19 protein-coding genes and 1 pseudogene are annotated in these 18,755 nt (G+C 38.2%); 5 read left to right on the top strand and 15 right to left on the bottom strand.

Translation table 11 applies throughout. From position 1 onward, the window contains the following. Positions 1-22: 22 nt before the first annotated feature. The 11 genes and pseudogenes from HFM85_RS14645 to HFM85_RS14695 form a co-directional block, all read right to left on the bottom strand. The gene (locus tag HFM85_RS14645; RefSeq protein ID WP_173738951.1) at positions 23-1,087 is read right to left on the bottom strand and encodes a sensor histidine kinase; all 1,065 of its coding nucleotides are present in this window, start codon (positions 1,085-1,087) and stop codon (positions 23-25) included. A gap of 13 nt (positions 1,088-1,100) precedes the next feature. Then, the gene (locus HFM85_RS14650; RefSeq protein WP_118624608.1) at positions 1,101-1,610 is read right to left on the bottom strand and encodes a VanZ family protein; all 510 of its coding nucleotides are present in this window, start codon (positions 1,608-1,610) and stop codon (positions 1,101-1,103) included. 16 nt (positions 1,611-1,626) lie between these two features. Then, positions 1,627-2,322 carry a response regulator transcription factor gene (locus tag HFM85_RS14655; RefSeq protein WP_118624606.1) on the bottom strand — a complete coding sequence of 232 codons (696 nt, stop codon included), beginning with the start codon at positions 2,320-2,322 and terminating at the stop codon, positions 1,627-1,629. Between the two features lie 95 nt (positions 2,323-2,417). Beyond that, positions 2,418-2,622: pseudogene (locus HFM85_RS14660) on the bottom strand (transposon-encoded TnpW family protein). Positions 2,623-2,770: 148 nt separating this feature from the next. Next, positions 2,771-5,182 carry an ABC transporter permease gene (locus HFM85_RS14665; RefSeq protein ID WP_173738952.1) on the bottom strand — a complete coding sequence of 804 codons (2,412 nt, stop codon included), beginning with the start codon at positions 5,180-5,182 and terminating at the stop codon, positions 2,771-2,773. A 14-nt stretch (positions 5,183-5,196) separates the two neighbouring features. Beyond that, positions 5,197-5,862 carry an ABC transporter ATP-binding protein gene (locus tag HFM85_RS14670; RefSeq protein WP_118624602.1) on the bottom strand — a complete coding sequence of 222 codons (666 nt, stop codon included), beginning with the start codon at positions 5,860-5,862 and terminating at the stop codon, positions 5,197-5,199. Positions 5,863-6,037: 175 nt separating this feature from the next. Then, complete coding sequence (locus HFM85_RS14675) at positions 6,038-7,069, bottom strand: sensor histidine kinase (protein WP_118624600.1); 1,032 nt, start codon at positions 7,067-7,069, stop codon at positions 6,038-6,040. Beyond that, positions 7,066-7,758, bottom strand: a complete 693-nt coding sequence (locus HFM85_RS14680; protein WP_118624598.1) for a response regulator transcription factor — start codon at positions 7,756-7,758, stop codon at positions 7,066-7,068. The genes HFM85_RS14675 and HFM85_RS14680 overlap by 4 nt, the downstream gene beginning before the upstream one ends. A gap of 455 nt (positions 7,759-8,213) precedes the next feature. After that, positions 8,214-9,644, bottom strand: a complete 1,431-nt coding sequence (locus HFM85_RS14685) for a hypothetical protein (RefSeq protein ID WP_243251682.1) — start codon at positions 9,642-9,644, stop codon at positions 8,214-8,216. Between the two features lie 11 nt (positions 9,645-9,655). Beyond that, the gene (locus HFM85_RS14690) at positions 9,656-10,144 is read right to left on the bottom strand and encodes a sigma-70 family RNA polymerase sigma factor (protein WP_118626493.1); all 489 of its coding nucleotides are present in this window, start codon (positions 10,142-10,144) and stop codon (positions 9,656-9,658) included. Positions 10,145-10,481: 337 nt separating this feature from the next. Further along, positions 10,482-11,588 carry an RNA-guided endonuclease TnpB family protein gene (locus tag HFM85_RS14695; RefSeq protein WP_173738953.1) on the bottom strand — a complete coding sequence of 369 codons (1,107 nt, stop codon included), beginning with the start codon at positions 11,586-11,588 and terminating at the stop codon, positions 10,482-10,484. 414 nt (positions 11,589-12,002) lie between these two features. Here HFM85_RS14695 and HFM85_RS16745 point away from each other — a divergent pair, with 414 nt between their 5' ends. Further along, positions 12,003-12,125 (top strand): RNA polymerase sigma factor, encoded by a 123-nt coding sequence (locus tag HFM85_RS16745; protein WP_334297461.1) that lies wholly within the window; start codon positions 12,003-12,005, stop codon positions 12,123-12,125. Beyond that, positions 12,122-12,406, top strand: a complete 285-nt coding sequence (locus HFM85_RS14705; protein ID WP_173738954.1) for a hypothetical protein — start codon at positions 12,122-12,124, stop codon at positions 12,404-12,406. Before HFM85_RS16745 ends, HFM85_RS14705 begins: the two co-directional genes overlap by 4 nt. 17 nt (positions 12,407-12,423) lie before the next feature. Here HFM85_RS14705 and HFM85_RS14710 read toward each other — a convergent pair whose 3' ends face one another. The 4 genes from HFM85_RS14710 to HFM85_RS14725 are packed head-to-tail and all read right to left on the bottom strand — an operon-like array spanning position 12,424 to position 15,854. Then, positions 12,424-13,089: an ATP-binding cassette domain-containing protein gene (locus HFM85_RS14710; protein WP_173738955.1), complete on the bottom strand. Its 666-nt coding sequence runs from the start codon at positions 13,087-13,089 to the stop codon at positions 12,424-12,426. Continuing rightward, entirely contained in the window at positions 13,071-13,952 is an 882-nt protein-coding gene (locus HFM85_RS14715; protein WP_144093008.1) for a hypothetical protein, read from the bottom strand. The genes HFM85_RS14710 and HFM85_RS14715 overlap by 19 nt, the downstream gene beginning before the upstream one ends. Beyond that, the gene (locus HFM85_RS14720) at positions 13,936-14,730 is read right to left on the bottom strand and encodes a hypothetical protein (protein ID WP_118626499.1); all 795 of its coding nucleotides are present in this window, start codon (positions 14,728-14,730) and stop codon (positions 13,936-13,938) included. Before HFM85_RS14720 ends, HFM85_RS14715 begins: the two co-directional genes overlap by 17 nt. Next, positions 14,727-15,854: a hypothetical protein gene (locus tag HFM85_RS14725; RefSeq protein ID WP_173738956.1), complete on the bottom strand. Its 1,128-nt coding sequence runs from the start codon at positions 15,852-15,854 to the stop codon at positions 14,727-14,729. The genes HFM85_RS14720 and HFM85_RS14725 overlap by 4 nt, the downstream gene beginning before the upstream one ends. A gap of 469 nt (positions 15,855-16,323) precedes the next feature. Between HFM85_RS14725 and HFM85_RS14730 the strand changes: the two genes are divergently transcribed. The 3 genes from HFM85_RS14730 to HFM85_RS14740 all read left to right on the top strand — a co-directional run bounded on the left by HFM85_RS14730 (position 16,324) and on the right by HFM85_RS14740 (position 18,753). Beyond that, positions 16,324-16,650: a helix-turn-helix domain-containing protein gene (locus HFM85_RS14730; RefSeq protein ID WP_173738957.1), complete on the top strand. Its 327-nt coding sequence runs from the start codon at positions 16,324-16,326 to the stop codon at positions 16,648-16,650. Between the two features lie 90 nt (positions 16,651-16,740). Beyond that, on the top strand, positions 16,741-17,448 hold the full coding sequence (locus HFM85_RS14735; protein WP_173738958.1) for a LytR/AlgR family response regulator transcription factor: 708 nt from the start codon (positions 16,741-16,743) through the stop codon (positions 17,446-17,448). Between the two features lie 6 nt (positions 17,449-17,454). After that, on the top strand, positions 17,455-18,753 hold the full coding sequence (locus HFM85_RS14740; protein WP_173738959.1) for a sensor histidine kinase: 1,299 nt from the start codon (positions 17,455-17,457) through the stop codon (positions 18,751-18,753). Positions 18,754-18,755 lie beyond the last annotated feature (2 nt).

Genomic DNA, 18,755 nt, shown 5'->3' on the forward strand with positions numbered 1-18,755 from the left:
CTAAGATCACATTCTTATTGTCCTAAGCGGAAAGGGGTAATGTAATCACAAAGTCTATGGTTTCGTTTTGACTGGATGCAATAATCTTTCCACCATGTAAATGTATAATTTCTTCCGCAATAGAAAGACCAAGTCCTGCACCACCTGTGTTAGAAAGCCGGGCATCATCCAAGCGATTGAATTTTTCAAATATACTGTTAAGCTGTTCCTGTGGAATTGTTTTTCCACGATTTTCAAAAGTGATTTGAATATCATGCTCTAACCGTTTGGCGTATATAGTGATTTCTGTCTGCGGGTAACTGTATGACGCAGCATTTCGTAAAAGGTTACTGAAAACTCGCGCCAGCTTTTCGGGATCAGCATTCACAGATAAGTTGTCCTCCGCAGTAAATACCGCCGTGTTGCCATTTGCAGAGAGTGTCGGGTATATTTCATCTATTACCTGCGCAATCAAACAATGTAAATCTACATTTTCTTTTTTGATAATGACCGCATGTGCATTGTACTTGGTAATTTCAAAAAGTTCATTGATGAGCTTTTCAAGGCGTTCTGCCTTATTCAACGCAACTTTTACATACTTTTCCTTTTGCTGTTCAGGCATGTCAGGGGCTTCATGGAGCAGGCTCAAATAGCCGATTACCGTTGTGAGAGGGGTGCGTATATCATGTGCCAGATACATAACAATTTCATTTTTCTTTTCTTCTGCCTGCTTTGCAGCCCGTTTGCTCAACAGAACAGACATTTTGATTTGATTGAGTTGTGCCTCCAATTCTTTCAGTGGGTCAGACAATGATACGGTATGATTGTTCTGCTCATAGACCGTTTGGGTCGCATCAATTACTTCATCCAGATAGCCCCACGGCTTTTTCCAATAGTAATTGAAAATACATACAAAGCCGATCATCAGATACAAAATAAAAAGCAGATCGAGCCTCCAGTAGAGCCATGCAAAAATATCGTTTTCAAATTTTGAAAAGATGTAGTCCAAGATAAGGGTCAAACCATATCCAACAACGGTATAAACCAACAATGATAGGTATAAGCGCACTTTAAGGTGCTTTTCTGTTGTCATTTCTTTCTTCGACATGAGAATACACCTCCTACCGATTAGCAAACAGAAGAAAGCCAAGTAGGCCAATCACGACAACACTTACTATGCCTGCCAGAATGGAAAACAGTCTGTTTGCTTTTATTCTATTTCCGATTAACCGGGCTGCCATCGAATATACAGCAAGCCCCAAAAGACCACCTGCCGTATTTGTGAGTACATCAGTAATATCAGAACGCCCGACTACTAAGATATACTGCATAGTTTCCAATAAAAAACTTGTTCCAGCAATCAGCATGAACTTCACATATAATTTTGTTCTTGGCAGAAGCATTTGAAGATAAATGCCCATAGGAACAAAAATCAAGAAATTTTCGAATACCTCTGTTAAGTGAAATGCTGCGCCAACTTCTTTGTCATAGTGAAAAGGAATAAGGTTTATACTTCTTACTTTATCCAGATCACTGATTGAAAACTGTAGTTTGAACAGTATGATCCAAACCAGAAGTACCAGATAAATTAAGAATAAAATGGTTATGAAGCAATTTGATTTTCTTTTCATAGCGTACTCCTTTCGCTTAAATTTTGTAACCAACACCCCAAATCGTTTTAATATACTGCGGAGTATCGGAAGTATCTTTCAGTTTCTCACGCAGATGCCGGATATGCACAGTAATTGTGCTGCTGTTTTTAGAGTAGTATTCATCTTTCCAAACTGCATGAAACAGTTCCTCAATACTTACAACATTCCCAGCACTTTCCAAAAGAACCTGGAGGATAGAAAATTCTGTCGGTGTCAGAGAAACCGGCTCACCGTCTAACAGACATTCATGGGTCTGCACATTCAGGCACAATTTGTTATAGGAAAGTTCCGATGGAACTTTTTCTGTGATGATACCGGGCGAATATTTCTTGTAACGTCTTAACTGTGCTTTCACTCTGGCAACTACTTCAAGTGGGCGAAAAGGTTTTGTCACATAATCGTCCGCTCCCAATGTCAGCCCCGTTATTTTATCCGTTTCCTCAATTTTAGCTGTTAGCATTATGATTGGATAAGTGTATTTCTTTCGGATAAGCTGGCAAAGTGAAAAGCCGTTCATATCCGGGAGCATAATATCCAGAATGGCAAGATCAATGTCGCCGCTTTCAATACACGACATGGCATCCGTTGCGCAGTAAAATTTATAAACGATGTAATTTTCGTTTTTCAAGTAGACCTCCAACAGATTCGCTATATCTTGCTCGTCATCTATAATTAGTATCTTTTCAGACATATTTTCAACTCTCCTTTTTGCTTGTACTCGATTAAGTATAACAAATACAGCATCTAAATTCACAATGGATTGCATGCGAAATTATTAAGATTTTCCTAACTTTCAAATTTACAAAAAGCTCGCATCTGCCGCACCTCGTTTTTCAGCATCCGTTTGATTTTGTCGCTCATGGTTTCAGTGCTGGTGGTGCTGAAATGTACGCGCACCTTTGTAGGTTGTCTTTCCAATCTTCCGTACCAGCGCCGGGGCGTTCTGCTCCGTCTGAACGGTCGTTGTGTGGGGTGTATTTTCAATGTTCATCTACATAGCTTTCTTTAGGTGACACGATCTCTTTTGCCGCCGTTCTCGTTGCCGCCGCGTTTTCCTCCCTGAAGTTCTTTCTGGCAAAAATGAAAAATCAGCAGAACAGCATTTATCGAGTGTTCCGCTGATTTATTATCATTTGTGTTTATTCTTCGTGAATGGCAGATAAAATCCCGGTTTTCCTTAATTCAGCTTTTGCGTATGCCGTGAAAATCATATAGATAACTACCATTGCAGCAATAAGTGCTATGATGAACAGCCACGGTAGTTTTAGTGAGATACAATGATTTACTGCCTCCAAACGCTGGCAAGCTATGATACTGATAATCGTACCCAATGCAAGTGACACTGTCAGTGATCCACTGAGGTAGATACCAATTTCTTGGCTCAACATAGCTTTTAGCTGCTTTTGTGTTGCTCCGACAGCTTCCAGCAGACCAAATTCCCGTTTTCTATTCTGAAAATCAACCATCAACATATTCATAAGGCTGATACCGCCAAATGTAAACAGGATCGCTGTTGCCATGTATAGTGCCTTTATCGATGAACTGTATCGATACTGAATGTTTTTAATCGTCTGCTCAATCGTATTGACCGATATTTTTCCATTTTGCTCTGCAATTTCCTGAACAACGTTCAGGACTTCGTCAAAATGACCGGGCGTGACTTTAAGTGCCAAGATACCAGTCTGTTCCGTTATACCTGTCAGATTCTTTACCATATCGTACGTCATCATAAAATACGGACTGCCTGGAACAATCGGACTACGTTCCATCAAATCGGTTTGGTTGTAGGTGCCTACAACAACTGCGTCAACATTAAATGTGCTGCCATCCGGAGAACGCCCTTCCAATTGCAAAGTGTCGCCAACATTCGCAATCTTTTCGGATGCCAGTATTCCATATTTTTCAGTCATAACATCGTAATCTGCTGTTCCAGATGATAGAACTGCTTGCTTTTCAGCCAGTTGTTCACGATTTAAGGTCGGGAAATCGTTCATAATACTGGTAAGGGAACCACTTCCGCCGGGAAAGGTAATAGACATCTGGACGCTGTTAAATGCAGTTACGCTTTCTATTCCGGCAGTATTTTCTAAGTTGTGCCGCAGTGTTTGACTTTCAAGCGGGTTTTCTTCCAGTTGCAGTTTTGAACTTCCGTACGGCTCAGATTCTTTATCAAACGAACTTCCAACGTGATTCTTCACCTGCAAAAGAATACTGCCAGCAGGATAGTATTTGAAAGCTGCCTGTTTTTCTGGATCGATAGAACCTGCAACTGTAGATGCACCCAGCAAAAGCGCACCGCTCACACCCAGCATTACTAACGTCAAAATAGCTTTTTGCCGATTCCGTTGAATATTGATTTTTGCAAGATTGTTAGGTGACAGCTTGCGATGCAGCTTTGAACTGACCTTTGCTTTCCCGGAATAGGCAAGGTATTTTGCACCCTCAACGGGAGAAGTGTTCATTGCGACTCGAACTGGCTTGAAAATTGCAATATTCACCATTACAATGCCCACTATAGCAATCAGTACCGCATAGACCGTCGCCGTTTTGATTTGAAATCCCTTCGGATACGCAGCGAACCCAATCAGCAAGCCAGCAATTAGTCCAAGAGGAATACTAGTAAAAGCATACAGGAGTCCTTCTTTTCTTGCCATTCGTTTTATTTGCTTTTTTGTCATTCCAATTGTCCGCAGTTGGCCGAACATCTGCATATTTTTCGCAATCTTTGTGTAAAAGACACCATATATAATCGTTGCAGCCAGCACAGTAGTCAATGCAGCCAGCATAGGGATAGGGAGTTGGATACCGGACTGAATAACCCCCGTCATAACGGCAGAATACTCCGTAAGATATATCTGATCTTCTACAATGCCAGTGTTTTCAATGATTTTATCCGTAAAGTCAAGGATGGCATCAGACCGGATTGCATCTGTATTCAGACGGGTATATGCTGTTACTTGAAGGTGATCCATCAGGCTCATGGCGAGATCTTTGCTCAGATAGACAAAATACCCATCGCTCTTGCGATCCTCGTTCAAAATGCCTGAAAGTGTATATTCTGCTTTATCCCCCGTACCGGTCACATCAAAAGTAATGGTGTCGCCGGGACGATATGATTCTCCCAAAAAGTCAATATAATTTTGCGGGAGCATGATTTCATTTGCCTTTTGTGGGAGGCTGCCTTGTAAAGACATTTCCTCCTGATGCGTAAAATAATCTTCGCTCCCATAAGCGACCGTAATTGTCTTATTGCCTGAATAGGATAGTCCGATTGCAGCATACTCGCCAATCCATTGAACGTCTTTACTTTGACGCAAACTGGATAGCTGGTCGTCGGTTATTCCCAGAATTGCGATCTGCGCTTTAGTGCGCTGTGTATTCTTAAATTCTTCCTGCTCACCTGCGGATATTAAAATGATTGAAAAAATCATGCAGACAGAAAGCGCAATCGTAAGGAGCAAAAAGGCTTTGCTTCGCTTATCTGCTTTCCTGCTCCGTTTGGCCAGCTTCTTTGTAATGGCACTGGTATCATTTTCAAAAGGCCATGTCATAGCCTGTCACCTCCTTACTCCACAATCTTTCCGTCCTCAATGCGGACAATCCGATCTGCAAGGCGGGCAATGTCGTTGTTGTGGGTAATCATCACAACAGTTTGCCGGAACTCCGCACTGGTGCGCTTGATAAGCCCCAGCACCTCGGCGCTGGTTTTACTGTCAAGGTTGCCGGTCGGCTCGTCGGCCAGCACGATAGCCGGTTTGGTAATCAGAGCGCGGGCAATCGCCACACGCTGCTGCTGTCCGCCGGAAAGATTGTTTGGCATATTTTTCAGCTTATCTTCCAGTCCCAGCAGGTGAACGATCTCGTCCAAAAACTTCTGATCCACCGTGTCCCCGTCCAGTTCCACCGGCAGGACGATGTTCTCATACACATTCAGAATAGGAACAAGGTTATAGTTCTGGAAGATAAAGCCGATGTTGCGGCGACGGAAAATAGTGAGCTGTTCGTCATTCTTCTTTGCCAGTTCCTCACCGCGGACGATCACGGTTCCACTGGTGGGCGTATCCAGTCCACCCATCATGTGAAGCAACGTGGACTTGCCGCTGCCGGAGGTTCCAACCACCGCAACAAATTCGCCATCGCCTACAGAAAAATTCACGCCATCAAGAGCACGGGTAATGTTTGGCTCTGTGCCGTAATACTTTTTCAGGTCAATTGTCTGTAAAACGCTCATATAGAAACTCCTTTCAAGGCTACCCGCCTTTTAATGGGGATATTGTAAAACCTAAATGTCCGTGAAATGTTACAACGGTCAATTTGTATCACTGCAAATCAGGATGGAATGTTACAGCACTCGGACATTTCAAAAAATGGCAGGCAGCCAAAAGCGACTACCCACCACATACATACTATTTTGCGGGAAGCATGATGGAAAACTCAGATCCATTTCCCGGCACAGAAACCACCTTAATATAACCACCCTGTCTCGTTATGATCTCGCGGGTAAGGTACAATCCTATGCCGACGCCGGGCTTGATATGTACCTCTTCCTCGCGGTAAAAGCGCCGAAAAATAGCTGCCTGATTGCTTTCAGAAATTCCTTTACCATTATCAGCCACTTTAATCTCCACATACATTTCCCATTGTACGACTGATACGGAGATTTTTCCGCCAACCGATGTGTATTTCACCGCGTTATCCAAAAGATTAAAGAGTGCTTCGACCGTCCACTTGTTGTCATGGGAAAGCATCAATTCTTCCGGACAGTTTACGGACACAGAAATCTCTTTTTTCTCTGCGGCATATACGATTCCACTCATGGCCTGCGCCACTGTGTCATATAGGTTGCTTACTTTCTTCTCCAACTGGATTACGCCTGTTTCCAACCGGGAGGTTTTCACAAGTGCCTGAAAAAGAAAATCCAGCTTATCTGTCTGTGTACGGATTCCACGAATAAAGTCCGTGCGCTCTGCCTCAGCCATAGGCTTTTCCAACAGTGTATCTGTTGCTATTTTCAGATTGCTTACGGGGGTTTTCACCTGATGGGAAATATCCGATACAAGTGACTGCAATTCCTGCCGATCTTCTTCCACCCGACGACGATCCTCCTGCATGATCTGATATAGTCTTGCCAGCCTGTGACCAATTCTGGCAAGCTGTGTCTCACTGTCCTCGGAAAGAGAGATGCCTTTATTTCCGGCAATCATATGATCTAAGGTCCCGCACAGATCGGAGGTAAAGAGAGCGAGTTTCTTTCCCAATATTTGTGTCAAAGCAAGAAGCCACGCAAGGGCGCACAAAATCAGCACAGCACCGACAACTAACACCGCAGCTTGCTCTGTTATAAAATATAAAATGGCAGCGGCCACGGTCATGGAGAGGATAAGTCCTATTATCACATAAAAAAATAACCGCTTTACTGAAAGACCTTGCAGCTTCACTTTGCTTCGCCTCCTGTCCATTGATACCCCAAACCATAGATTGTCTTGATGTAGGGCGCACCGCCATCGGATTCTATCTTGCTGCGGATTCTGCTCACAGAAGTTGTCAGCGTGTGTTCGTCTACAAAACGCTCGTCAATATCCCATAGTTTTTCTAATAACTGTCTGCGCGTCAATACCTGTTTTGGGTTTCTGCGAAACAGATTCAGCATCTTAAATTCCATTGCTGACAGGGTTAGTGAGATGCCGTTTAGTGAAGCGGAATGCTCTGAGAAATCCAAGAATAGCCGCCCATCGTCGTAAACTTCCTTTGCAGACTTATGATGTTCCAACAACGAAAACATCGCTTTGATTTTCCTCTGCAAGGTTCCTACCAAAAAAGGTTTTGTAATATAATCTACTGCACCAACTTCATATCCTCGTATTTGGTCGCTCTCTTGATCGTTGGCAGTCAAAAAAATCACAATTGCATCCGGGCAGTTAGGCTTTACGAGTTTGCACAGTTCAAAGCCGCTGCCATCGGGGAGATTGACATCCAGCAGTATCAAATCAAATTCCCGCTGACGAATAGCTTCAGCAGCGGTTCTGAAATTCAGGGCAGAAGTCACGCCGTAACCGTCTGCTGTCAGATTATAGGACAGCATCTTATTCAAAAAGCTGTCATCCTCAACAATCAAAATTTGCTTCATATCCTCACTTCCTTTGCATCTACAGTATAACAGGCAAATGTCCGTGAAATGTTACATATCCGTAGATTTGCTAATTTTCAGTTGCCCATCAACGTGCTTTTCTGCATCCTTTGGTATCAGCCACATACGGCTGAGTCTTGCTGCGCCAGATATGCGGTTTTCTTCGCACAACTTCTGTACTTGCCACTCAGAGATACCCCCACTTTTTCGCCGCTTCTGGAGAAGAGATATATTCGAGCATTATAGTTTCCTCCAGCAAATCAATTTGGCATTTATTATATATGGCCAGCTGAATGATTACAAGAAAGAAAATGCGAATTATTTAAGCTAATTATATGAATACGCAAGACATTTTCTGTGGAAAAGAGGAATTGCAAAATATAGCTGGGTGATTGAATATATCCTAAAAGAAGCTGCCCACTACGGACAGCCTCTTCTCTATAATAAGATTTTCATTACTGATATATGTCCACCAATCCTGTTTTTAACATTGAATCTGAAAACTCATATGCAGCTCCATCACCGTTAAGATTCAGATACATATTATTCAAGTCATTCTCATTTACGATCCATGCCATATTCACCTGTATACTCTCACCAGGTTTTAATGAAGAAATATAGTTTCCTCCATTTCCATAATCCTCTGATATACTGTTGTATGTCATTTCAGCTGTACGTGCAACACCATCCCATATAACACGATTGTAGTCATCTCCGGACTGTTCTGTCGGATCGTAAATTTGATATGCTCCATCTTCATGGTCCATCAACAGCAATGTACCAATATAAAGCATATGGTTAATTTCTTCATCTGACTTATTGGTATAAGTAACTGTCGCATAGACGAGCTTTTGTTTCACACTTTCTGTTTTTACAATCTCATCCACTGAATCAATGCCATTACCGGACTTAATATAAGACAGCGTATTATTTACTAAATTTCCATCAGTTCCAACTGCATCAGTCCATTCTTCCGGCACATTATTCTGACCAAGCAGCTGCAGGTTGTCCTCCACCTGAACAGCATCAACACAAACTGAAATTTTATCATTTTCAATATAGTTGCCATCTCTGTCTTCACCAGATGCTGATATATCAAACACTTCACCAATCTGATGCATTAGCAATTTATTATCTGCAATGGAAGTCATCACTGCTTCTCCCGATGATTCTTCAGGGGATACCATTTCGCTCCACGTATACAAACCAGCGGTTTCAATCATTGTATCATTTTCAGTGATCACAAGGTTTTCTACCACTTTAATGGCATCCTCTTTTGAAACATCATCACCGATATAAACAGTAATTACACGATATACATCTGGACGAAGAAGGTAAATCCTTTGATTAAAAGATCCATCCTCTGCCAGGTCATTATATTTAAGATATACACCTTCATAATTGCCAAAAGTTCGTTCCTCACAGTCAACAACATTCTTATCTTGCATTACTTTGCTCAAATCATCCTCGTCTAAAAGCACAGATGCAAAGCTGAATCCTCCGGTTCGATCATGCTCAGGATATTCCAGATGGAATTCATCAATCCATTCCATACCTTCTGGAATATATCCTGCGGAGATATCTATATCATGAATTTTTTCAGGAAGATTAATTTTCCCTGTGCTGCCATCCGCCTTAATTCCCGTTACAATACTGTAGGCTCCTTGTTTTTCTAAAAACATATGATATAATTTGGTACCTGCATAGACTATGGTCGATGTAACCAATACACATACGGCTATTGCTGCAGCCACTCTGGCACCTGTCCATTTTTTCACTCTCCTTGTCTGAATATTAACCACCTTCGTGTCCTGAAGCTGTTTTTTCACTTCGCTTTGGATCATCGTGTGGATGAACTCCGGAGTTTCAGGAATATTTTTTTTCATATCCTCTAACCTCATACTGTCAACTCCTCACTTTCCTGTAAATTACGCTTAAGCTTTCCCCGTGCTCTGGCAAGTCTTTTTTGAACTGCTCCCTCGGTTATCTCAAGAATCTGCGCAATCTCTTTTATGTTGAAATCCTCAATATAGTACAGAATAACTGGCATTCGTAATTCTTCTTTCAAAGAATTTACGGCTCTGTACAAGTCACTGTAGTCAGTTTTCTGATCTGTCTCAATTTCTGTCATTTCACTCATCCCTTCCAAAGAAACAAGTTTACTCGACTTTCTCAAAAGAGTATAACACTCATTGATCAATATACGAATCAACCAAGTCTTGGCATATTTGTCATTCCTCAAAGTTCCAATCTTTGAAAATGCCTTAACAATCGTTTCCTGAATAGCATCCGCACAATCTTGATCGTTAATTAAAATTGTTTTGGCAGTAGAATACAATTGTCTCTCTGAATTGAGAATCAACGCCCCTAATTCTTCTTTGGTCACTTTAACACCACCTTCTTTAGCCGGCCGGCAATTTTCATTTACATAGATTAGACGTACAGCTTTTCAAAATATCCCCAAATAAACTTTATTTTTTTATAATAGAGGAAATAAATCTTTCCCCTCTGTTGACATTATACACCTGTCTTACTTCTTACCCATATACAATTGTGAAGGCTTTTTCCAACGTCGGTACAGTGACATGCTCCCACCACTTAAATCTCTGATTTTGAAGTGGAGGCTTCTTGCTCAATGGCTCTACTGAACCAAGTATCTACAAGCTATCCTCGCGTGCCCCGCGATTTTTATAAGTCCGGTTACGGACTTTTTTATTGTGCTGTCATGCACATTCTCCAAAGATTCTTTTTCCCTCATTCATGATGTTAACTGCTGCATTTACATCACGGTCCATTCTGTTTCCGCATTCACAGTAATAAATCCTTTCAGATAAAGACAATTCTGCTTTTTTCTTTCCACATGCACTGCAAATCTTACTGGATGCAAAATAACGGTCTACTTTGATCAGATATTTTCCTCTTTCCTCCAGTTTATATTCCAGCATAGACAGAAAACGGCCATATCCATTATCATATATGCCTTTTCCAAGATGAAGTCCTCCTGCCATCCCCTTCAGATCCAGATCCTCCACGCATACTGCATCGTAGCTCTCAGCAAGACTGGTACTGAGTTTATGCTGAAAGTCTTTTCTCTGATTTCGGGCCTTTTCATGGCACAGTGCAACTCGTTTCTTCTGTTTTTTATAATTCTGACTGCCTTTCTGACATCTGGACAGTTTCCGCTGTTCCTGTGCAAGCTTTTTCTCTGTGTTCCGATAGAACATTGGGTATTTGGCGCTTTCCCCGGTAGAAAACACACACATCCCATGCATGGCAAAATCAATCCCGATAAATTTTTCTGCCGGTCTTTTTTCTGCTGTTTGGTTTTCACAGCAAAATAAAAGACTGGCAAAATAATTTCCGGATGGCTCCCTGCTGACTGTCACAGATTTCAATTTCCATTTTTCTGATATCGGACGGTGAAGCTTCATTCTGACAGCCGACATCTTAGGCAGTTTCAAATATTTTCCTTTCAGAAAGATATTTCCATTCACTACGTTTGTTGTATAAGATTTTCTTGATGACTTCTTTGATTTGAAACGCGGAAATCCTGCAGATGGTTCACGAAAAAACTTATGGAATGCACTTTCCAGATGCATCTGGACATTTGCTAACGCCAATGAATCCACCTCTTTCAGCCAGGGATATTCTTTCTTGTAACTGGCTGGTGTGTTCCTTAACATCTTCTTTTCTTTTTTATAATGTTCTATTTTATCCGCAAGCATACAGTTATAGATAAACCGGCTGCAGCCGATTGTTTTTTCTATTTGCACACGTTGTTCTGCATTGGGATAGATTCGTATTTTTACTGCCCGATTTATTTTCCTCACCTTATTCCTACGTATAAGTAAATGAATTCAATTATCGTTTTTTTGAACAATATGTTCTTCTTCTATTATAATACAAACCAATCACCAGAACAAGTGTTCTCTTTTTGCAAAATCTTTTTGAGTAGTTATGGGTATTTATGAGCATTTATGCTCAGATCTACAATTCATCTCACTACCTGAAGAGGTAGGAGAATTCTTGTTACATTTTGTTAAAAAACGATAACTATGCCCGGACCTGGTTAATCCGTATCTTAATCAACGAATGTTACAGCCTTGTGCGTAAATCCAGTAAATTTATCCCATTGGAAAATCTGGTTGACAGACAGGAATCGAAAAAAACAAAGAATCACAGTGAATTGTATACAGCCATAAATTCCAAAAGAGGAACTGCGTTTATCTGTTATTCTATACTATATAGAAGATTTCAGTGTAAGAGAAATCGCCCAGATCCTTGAAATATCGGAAGATGCCGTTCAAAATAGACTTGCAAGGGCAAGAGGAAAATTAAGGCAGGAATTACAGGAGGTGTCAATATGAGATTAGAAGATATGAAAAACGATATTCCCGAAACACCGGATTTTATCCATAATATGATTCAAAATGAGGTGGCAAAGCAGCTGGCAGATAATAAAGTGGCGAATCTGCGAAGAAGAAAACGATGGACAGCTCCGAAAGTTGCCGCAGTGGCAGCTGCGTGTGCGCTTGCAGTTTCCACGATACTTTCAAATACGATACGGTTAAATTCATCCAAGATACCTTCATTTTTCAATACTATGAGTCAACAGAAATATCTATTACTTTTTGATAGCCAAGCCTGACCACATAGATTATTATATTACTCATTTACTGTATTCTCTTTTAATTTGTTAAGTATACCTTCTTCCATTTCATAAACTTCATCACATAATATTTCAATGTCCTCACGATTATGACTCGTCAACAGAATTAATTTTCCTTCTGATTTCATTTTCAAGAATAATCGTCTCATTTCCTCAACTCCATTTTTATCTAATGCATTCATTGGCTCATCCAAAACCAGAATATCAGGTTTTTCCATAATTGCCTGTGCTATACCTAATCGTTGTCTCATTCCCATCGAATATTTACCCACATGTTTTTTGTCTGCGGAATCCAAACCAACCAATGACATAGACTCTTTAATTTCGTTACTGTCTATTTTTTCTCGTATTGAAGCCAAATATTTAAGATTTTTATATCCAGAATAATTCAACAAAAATCCAGGTGTCTCAATAATAAAACCTAAGTTTTCTGGGAAATCAATATCTTTTCCTACAATTTTATGATTCACAGAAATTACACCTGTTGTTGGTTTTAAAAATCCACAAATACATTTTAGTAAAACTGTTTTTCCAGAACCATTTCTTCCAATAATTCCATAGATATGCTCATTTGAAAATTTCACATTAATATTGTTTAGTACTAACTGATTCTTAAACTGTTTATTAAGATTTTCTATTGATATCATTGCTTCTTTCTCCATTTTACCTCCAACTTTTGCAACCCAATTTCGGTATTTTCTTTATAATTTACTAAAACACATAAAATGCTCAAAACCAAGATTCCTATAATAAAAAATAAGATACCATATTTCAATGTAATATGATATTTTAAATTAATACCCGAATATGTATTTATTTGCGCTAGTGTAATCGGAGAAAAACGATTTGCCCAAGCCATCCAGTCATTTGAAATACAAATATCAAATAATACACACAAAGCACCCGTACAAGTCCCTATTGCCTTACTTGTCAATTTATTCAATAAATAGATCAACAATCCCAACCAGCTTGCACAGCACCACTCTAATATAACGCTTATCATCAAAGCAAATAATGCACTATAATGACTAACCATATATTCTGAAACATTAAACAAAAGCCCTACCTGTATACCTGCATCTGTTTTTGCCAGTGTTCCCCATATTTTCCCCCACTCACATCCTATGTCCATATTCCCAACCAGTGGGAGCACAGAAACCAACAACAAAAATAAAATATAAATTAACGAAATACTAATACTATAAAATATTTGTCCTAATGCCCACGACAATTTTCCTGAACGTGATAGCATATAAAAATATCCATCATCTTCATAAGGCGCATTAGAAAAAATGAAAATTACCCCTGCCATTATTACAAGTTGACAAATATAATCATTAGTTAAATGAGGAAATGCATATGGAGTTATTCTTACCCCAACAAGATTACTAAAATTCAAAACAGCCTCTAAATTTTGTAATATAAATCCTGCTACAATAAGTAAAACTGTTAGTACCCGTATTGATGATATGGTTTTTTTTAAATTATAGATTGAAATGCGAAGTGCTTTAATAAAATACACCATCTTCCAACCTCCTTAAAACTGTTCTTCGGAATAGAATTCCAAATAAAATCACTATTAATAATACAACTATTGAACATATTAAAACAGTATGTACGCTTGATTGAATAATTACATTCCCTGTCAACAGTTTATCCAAACGATACCTATCAACAACATTACCCATACGATATGCCTGAACAATAAAAAAACTAACAAAGTAAGGTGATACAAGCACTACAAAAGGATCCGATATATAAGCCGAGACACATAATGCAATGCTGGACCATAATATACCTCTCAAGAATCCCGACCATACCTCTAACATTCCATATTCGAACGGATGATATAATGCAATCCATGCGTGGAATCTATCCGAAACAACTGCATCTTGAAAGGTAGAATCTGCCATAGGCAAAACAAAAGAAAGTGCTAGCAATAGAACTCCAGTACCAATCGCCACTGTAACACCACCACATAATGCATTAATTACATATTTCACTGTACAATATCTTTTTTTTCCTTCTCTTGAAACAATAAATGAAAGAGAATGATTTTTATATTCCTTACAAAAACTTGTGGCAAAAGGAATAGCGGCAAATATTGGCAAAAAGTAAGTGCGACAAACTCCTCCCCATGATGAATTCCAAAAAAAATAGTGTATGCTTCCCGTATGCGATGTTAAAGCTCTCATCAGATCATTCCAGGAATCAAAACATATAGAAAAACAAACGCCTAAAATACTTATGATCCATCCTATATTTATTGCACGTTTCATTTCAACAGCAAATACTTTTTTCATGATATTTCTTCTCCCGTAATTGCATTAAACCGAAGTGCATAATCAACATTGATATCACCATTTATATCAAACTTACAACACCACACTGGAATCAATTCCACTTTATCAAAAGAATCCTCTTTTCTTTTAGGAAAATATTCCAACCACATATTGGATAGGTTATACGTATCAGATAAAATAACATCTCCAAATTTTTTTACTAATGCTTTTTTTATTCCATCAAATCGTATTATTTCTTGATTTTCAGCTTCTATATTCAATTGATTTACCATTCCAGTTAATCTTATCTCACAGATTCCCAAATTTGAAAATAAAAATGTAGCACCCATAGGATCCGCAAGTAACGGTTGCTCCACTCCTCCTGACATTTGAACTGTAGGATCGCCTTCTCCAAAAACTGGTACCCCATCCAAACTAAATGAATATTTTATATAATACATTTCGTCATCTGCATCAAATATCTGCTCTTGAAATTTGCCAGACTCATAAAAGCTTTTATAGTCTTCATCACTTTTCATAGCATTCTGTATGCTAAGCATATCTTCTTTTGACAATGCGAAAGTTTCTCTTTCACCTAAACTTGTACCCAGTTCCAAACTCGACAAGAATGCTTCTATATTGCTTATAGCCTCTTCCTCTTTCATAAATGATAAATTCTTTTTTTCAAGAAGAGCATTTTCTTCCGCATAGGATGCAAGACTTGATAAATATTTTATTTCATCATTTTTATCATATTTCATAACACCTGCTCCTAATGCTACTGTTTCATCCTGAAAAGTTATTTCTGAGGCACCTCCATCATATTCATTAATCTGAATTTCTTCTTCACTACTTTCCGGCCATAAAAACTCAACAATTTTTTCATTATCAAAATTTTTATATTCTGTATTATATGTTGCAAAACTTTTTCCGGGGATCTCTATTTTTGTATTTACAGTCAAATTTTCTGTAATTGTTTCTTGAATGTCACCTTGCTCCGTTATACTGTTTTCTTCTATATTTGTTTCGTCATCCATGGTCATTTCTGATTTTTCTTCTATACTATTTACATTTTTAGAGCATCCCACCATACTTACCGTACCTAGACAAATTATAGAAGCAATTAAATATCTATATTCTTTCATAATCTCATACTCTTTCTTCTATCTCAAATAAATTAAAATATCTTATTGTAAGCGCTTAAATGGCACAAATTGCCAGTGTACACGCCATTACTATATATAATACTGATCTCCTTTCCCATGTTTACGTTCGTAAAATTTACTTCTCAGTTATGAAATCAATGACAATTCTCATTATCTTCATTTTTTTCAAGTTTTCAACCCTTTCTGCACCAAACAACATTTATCGTGCTTTTTTGGTTAATTTACATATTTTCTTAACGATGCAAGGTACTTGTAATCCTGCTGTCAGTAATATTCCAACCGAAAAACAGTTTATATAGACAGAATGTGATACAGAATTTTTGATGTGTAAAGCAATTTCACTAAATGTGATGCAAATAGTTCTTTATTACTTTCTTCTTTTTATTAGGTTCTATTGGTAAAATTTTAATGAAAGAAGGTGGAATAAATAGAATTTCAATATGAAGATATGGGAAACCGAATCAAAATCCGCAGAAAAGAACTGCGAATAAAACAGACAGAGCTTGCTGAAAGATTAAATATATCCAATAATCATATGTCATCAATCGAAAATGGAAGACAAAAACCAAATCTGGATGTCTTCATCCAAATTTGTAATCTACTCAACGTTACACCTGACTACCTCCTGCTCGGCAGTATGCACGCTTATAATATTCCACAGGATATTATTGATAAATTGCGATTATGTAACCAATCTGACATAGAACTTGCCGGAGACTTTATTGAACTGCTTGTAAAACGAAACAACAAGACATGTTCTGAAGCAAAATGGTAATAAATTTGTCTTTTCATACGCATTTTTTGCATTTGGAAATTTCATATGATAAGATGTACATATACATCTTTAATAAGGGCAGGTACAAAAATGCGTATTTTAATTTGTGATGACGATACTCTATTCATTGAACAATTACAAAAATATATTGAATCCTACTTTGAATCAAATCATTTAAAATCTCCCGAAATAGTTTCATTTACCAGCGGTGAAGCTTTATTATCTGATAAAGGTGAAAAAGATATTGTTTTTCTGGATATTGAAATGCCCGGTATGAATGGAATTTATGTAGGAAATGAATTAAAAAAAGCAAACAAAAATGTCATTATTTTTGTGGTGACCTCATATTCCGAATATTTGGATGAAGCAATGCGTTTTCATGTATTCCGCTATCTTTCCAAACCTTTGGACAAGCAGCGTTTTTTCCGAAATATGAAAGACGCCTTAGCATATTACAATTCCATTACTACCAAAATTCCTGTTGAAACTAAGCAGGGAGTATATTCATTTCCTGCTTCACAGATTATTGCAATAGAAGCACAGGGACGAAAAGTAATTGTACATACTACCCGGCAAGATTTTGATTCTATTCATAATATGGCTTATTGGCTGGAACAACTCCCCAAAAACAGTTTTTTCCAGACACATAGGAGTTTTATTGTTAATTTCGAACATATTGTGGACTTTGATCATTCCGCCATACATTTATCGAATCAACAGATCACAGCTTATCTGACACGTAGAAAATACAGTTCCTTTAAAAATGCTTATCTACTATATCTGGAAAGTATGAGGTAAAAATAAATGGAACATATCGTTTTACTTCTTTTTAGTTTTTTTACAGAAGCAGTTATACTATGGCAATACACATCCAACCTTTTTACCTCCTCTTATGGCAGTAAAATAAGGCTGGCATTATTGAGTGCGCTTTATACAATATTGTTTCTTCTTTCCCTGCTCAAACAAACAGGACTAAATGTCGTCAGCTTTTTTGTGTTTAACACTGTTTTTCTTTATGTGTTGTTTAAACTCAAGTTGTTATTAGCACTCTTCCATTCGGCTATAGTTACAGCAATTATGGGTATATCTGAAATTGCAGTTTTGGGGATTATATCAAGATTTTTTCCGCATTTTCTCTTAGAAACAGATGCCGGACTTGTTTTTTATACGGTTTTTAGCAAGATTTTCTTTTTTGCAGTCATCTATTTATTAATTCATCTGTTCAAAGGAAAAAAATTAAATCAAGAACAATACGGTCACTCCGAAATTCTTTTGATGTTAATTCCAGTTTCCTCCATTTTTATTATATTTACTCTTCTTTCTATTGGTGAAACATCCGCATTTGCTCCACCTATTGATTTTCTAGTGACTATTTGTGCAGTTTTTCTGCTGATGGTCAACCTACTTGTATTTGGAATCAACCAATATAACCAAAAAAAATCACAGGAGTATGCCGATTTGCAGTTGTTGCTCCAGAAAGAATCCGATTCTGTTGAATACTATGAAATGATGCTTGCACAAAACGAAAACCAAAGCATTTTAATCCATGATATAAAGAAACATCTTCAATCGATCAAATTACTGAACGAAAAACATGATTCTGATAAAATAAATGCCTATATACAACAACTTATGGAATCTTCTGACTTAAGAGAAACCACAAATATCTGCGACAATGAAATGCTGAATGCCATTCTTTGCCGCTATCAGCGCCAATGCAATGACAAACATATTCATTTCCATACCGACATCAGAAGCGGTACTGTACAATATATATATCAGCACGATTTGACATCTCTATTCTGTAACTTATTGGAGAATGCAATGGAATCTGCAGAAAATATCCCGGATTCTTTTATAGAGCTTACAGTACAAAAAAAAGAAAATTCACCCTTTGTCATAATCATACTCATCAATTCCTGTCAAAATACCCCTGTGTATAATCAGGAAGGAGTTCCTGTGTCCCATAAATCAGACAATGGCAGACATGGTTTCGGAATCAAAAGCATTAAAAAAGTTGTAAAACAGTACCACGGAAATTTGCAAATGTATTATGATAACGATTCAGGTACCTTCCATACAATCATAACCTTAAAACAGTAAAT

It is taken from the genome of Blautia schinkii (genome assembly GCF_013304825.1).
Taxonomy (GTDB): Bacteria; Bacillota; Clostridia; order Lachnospirales; family Lachnospiraceae; genus Blautia_A; species Blautia_A schinkii_B.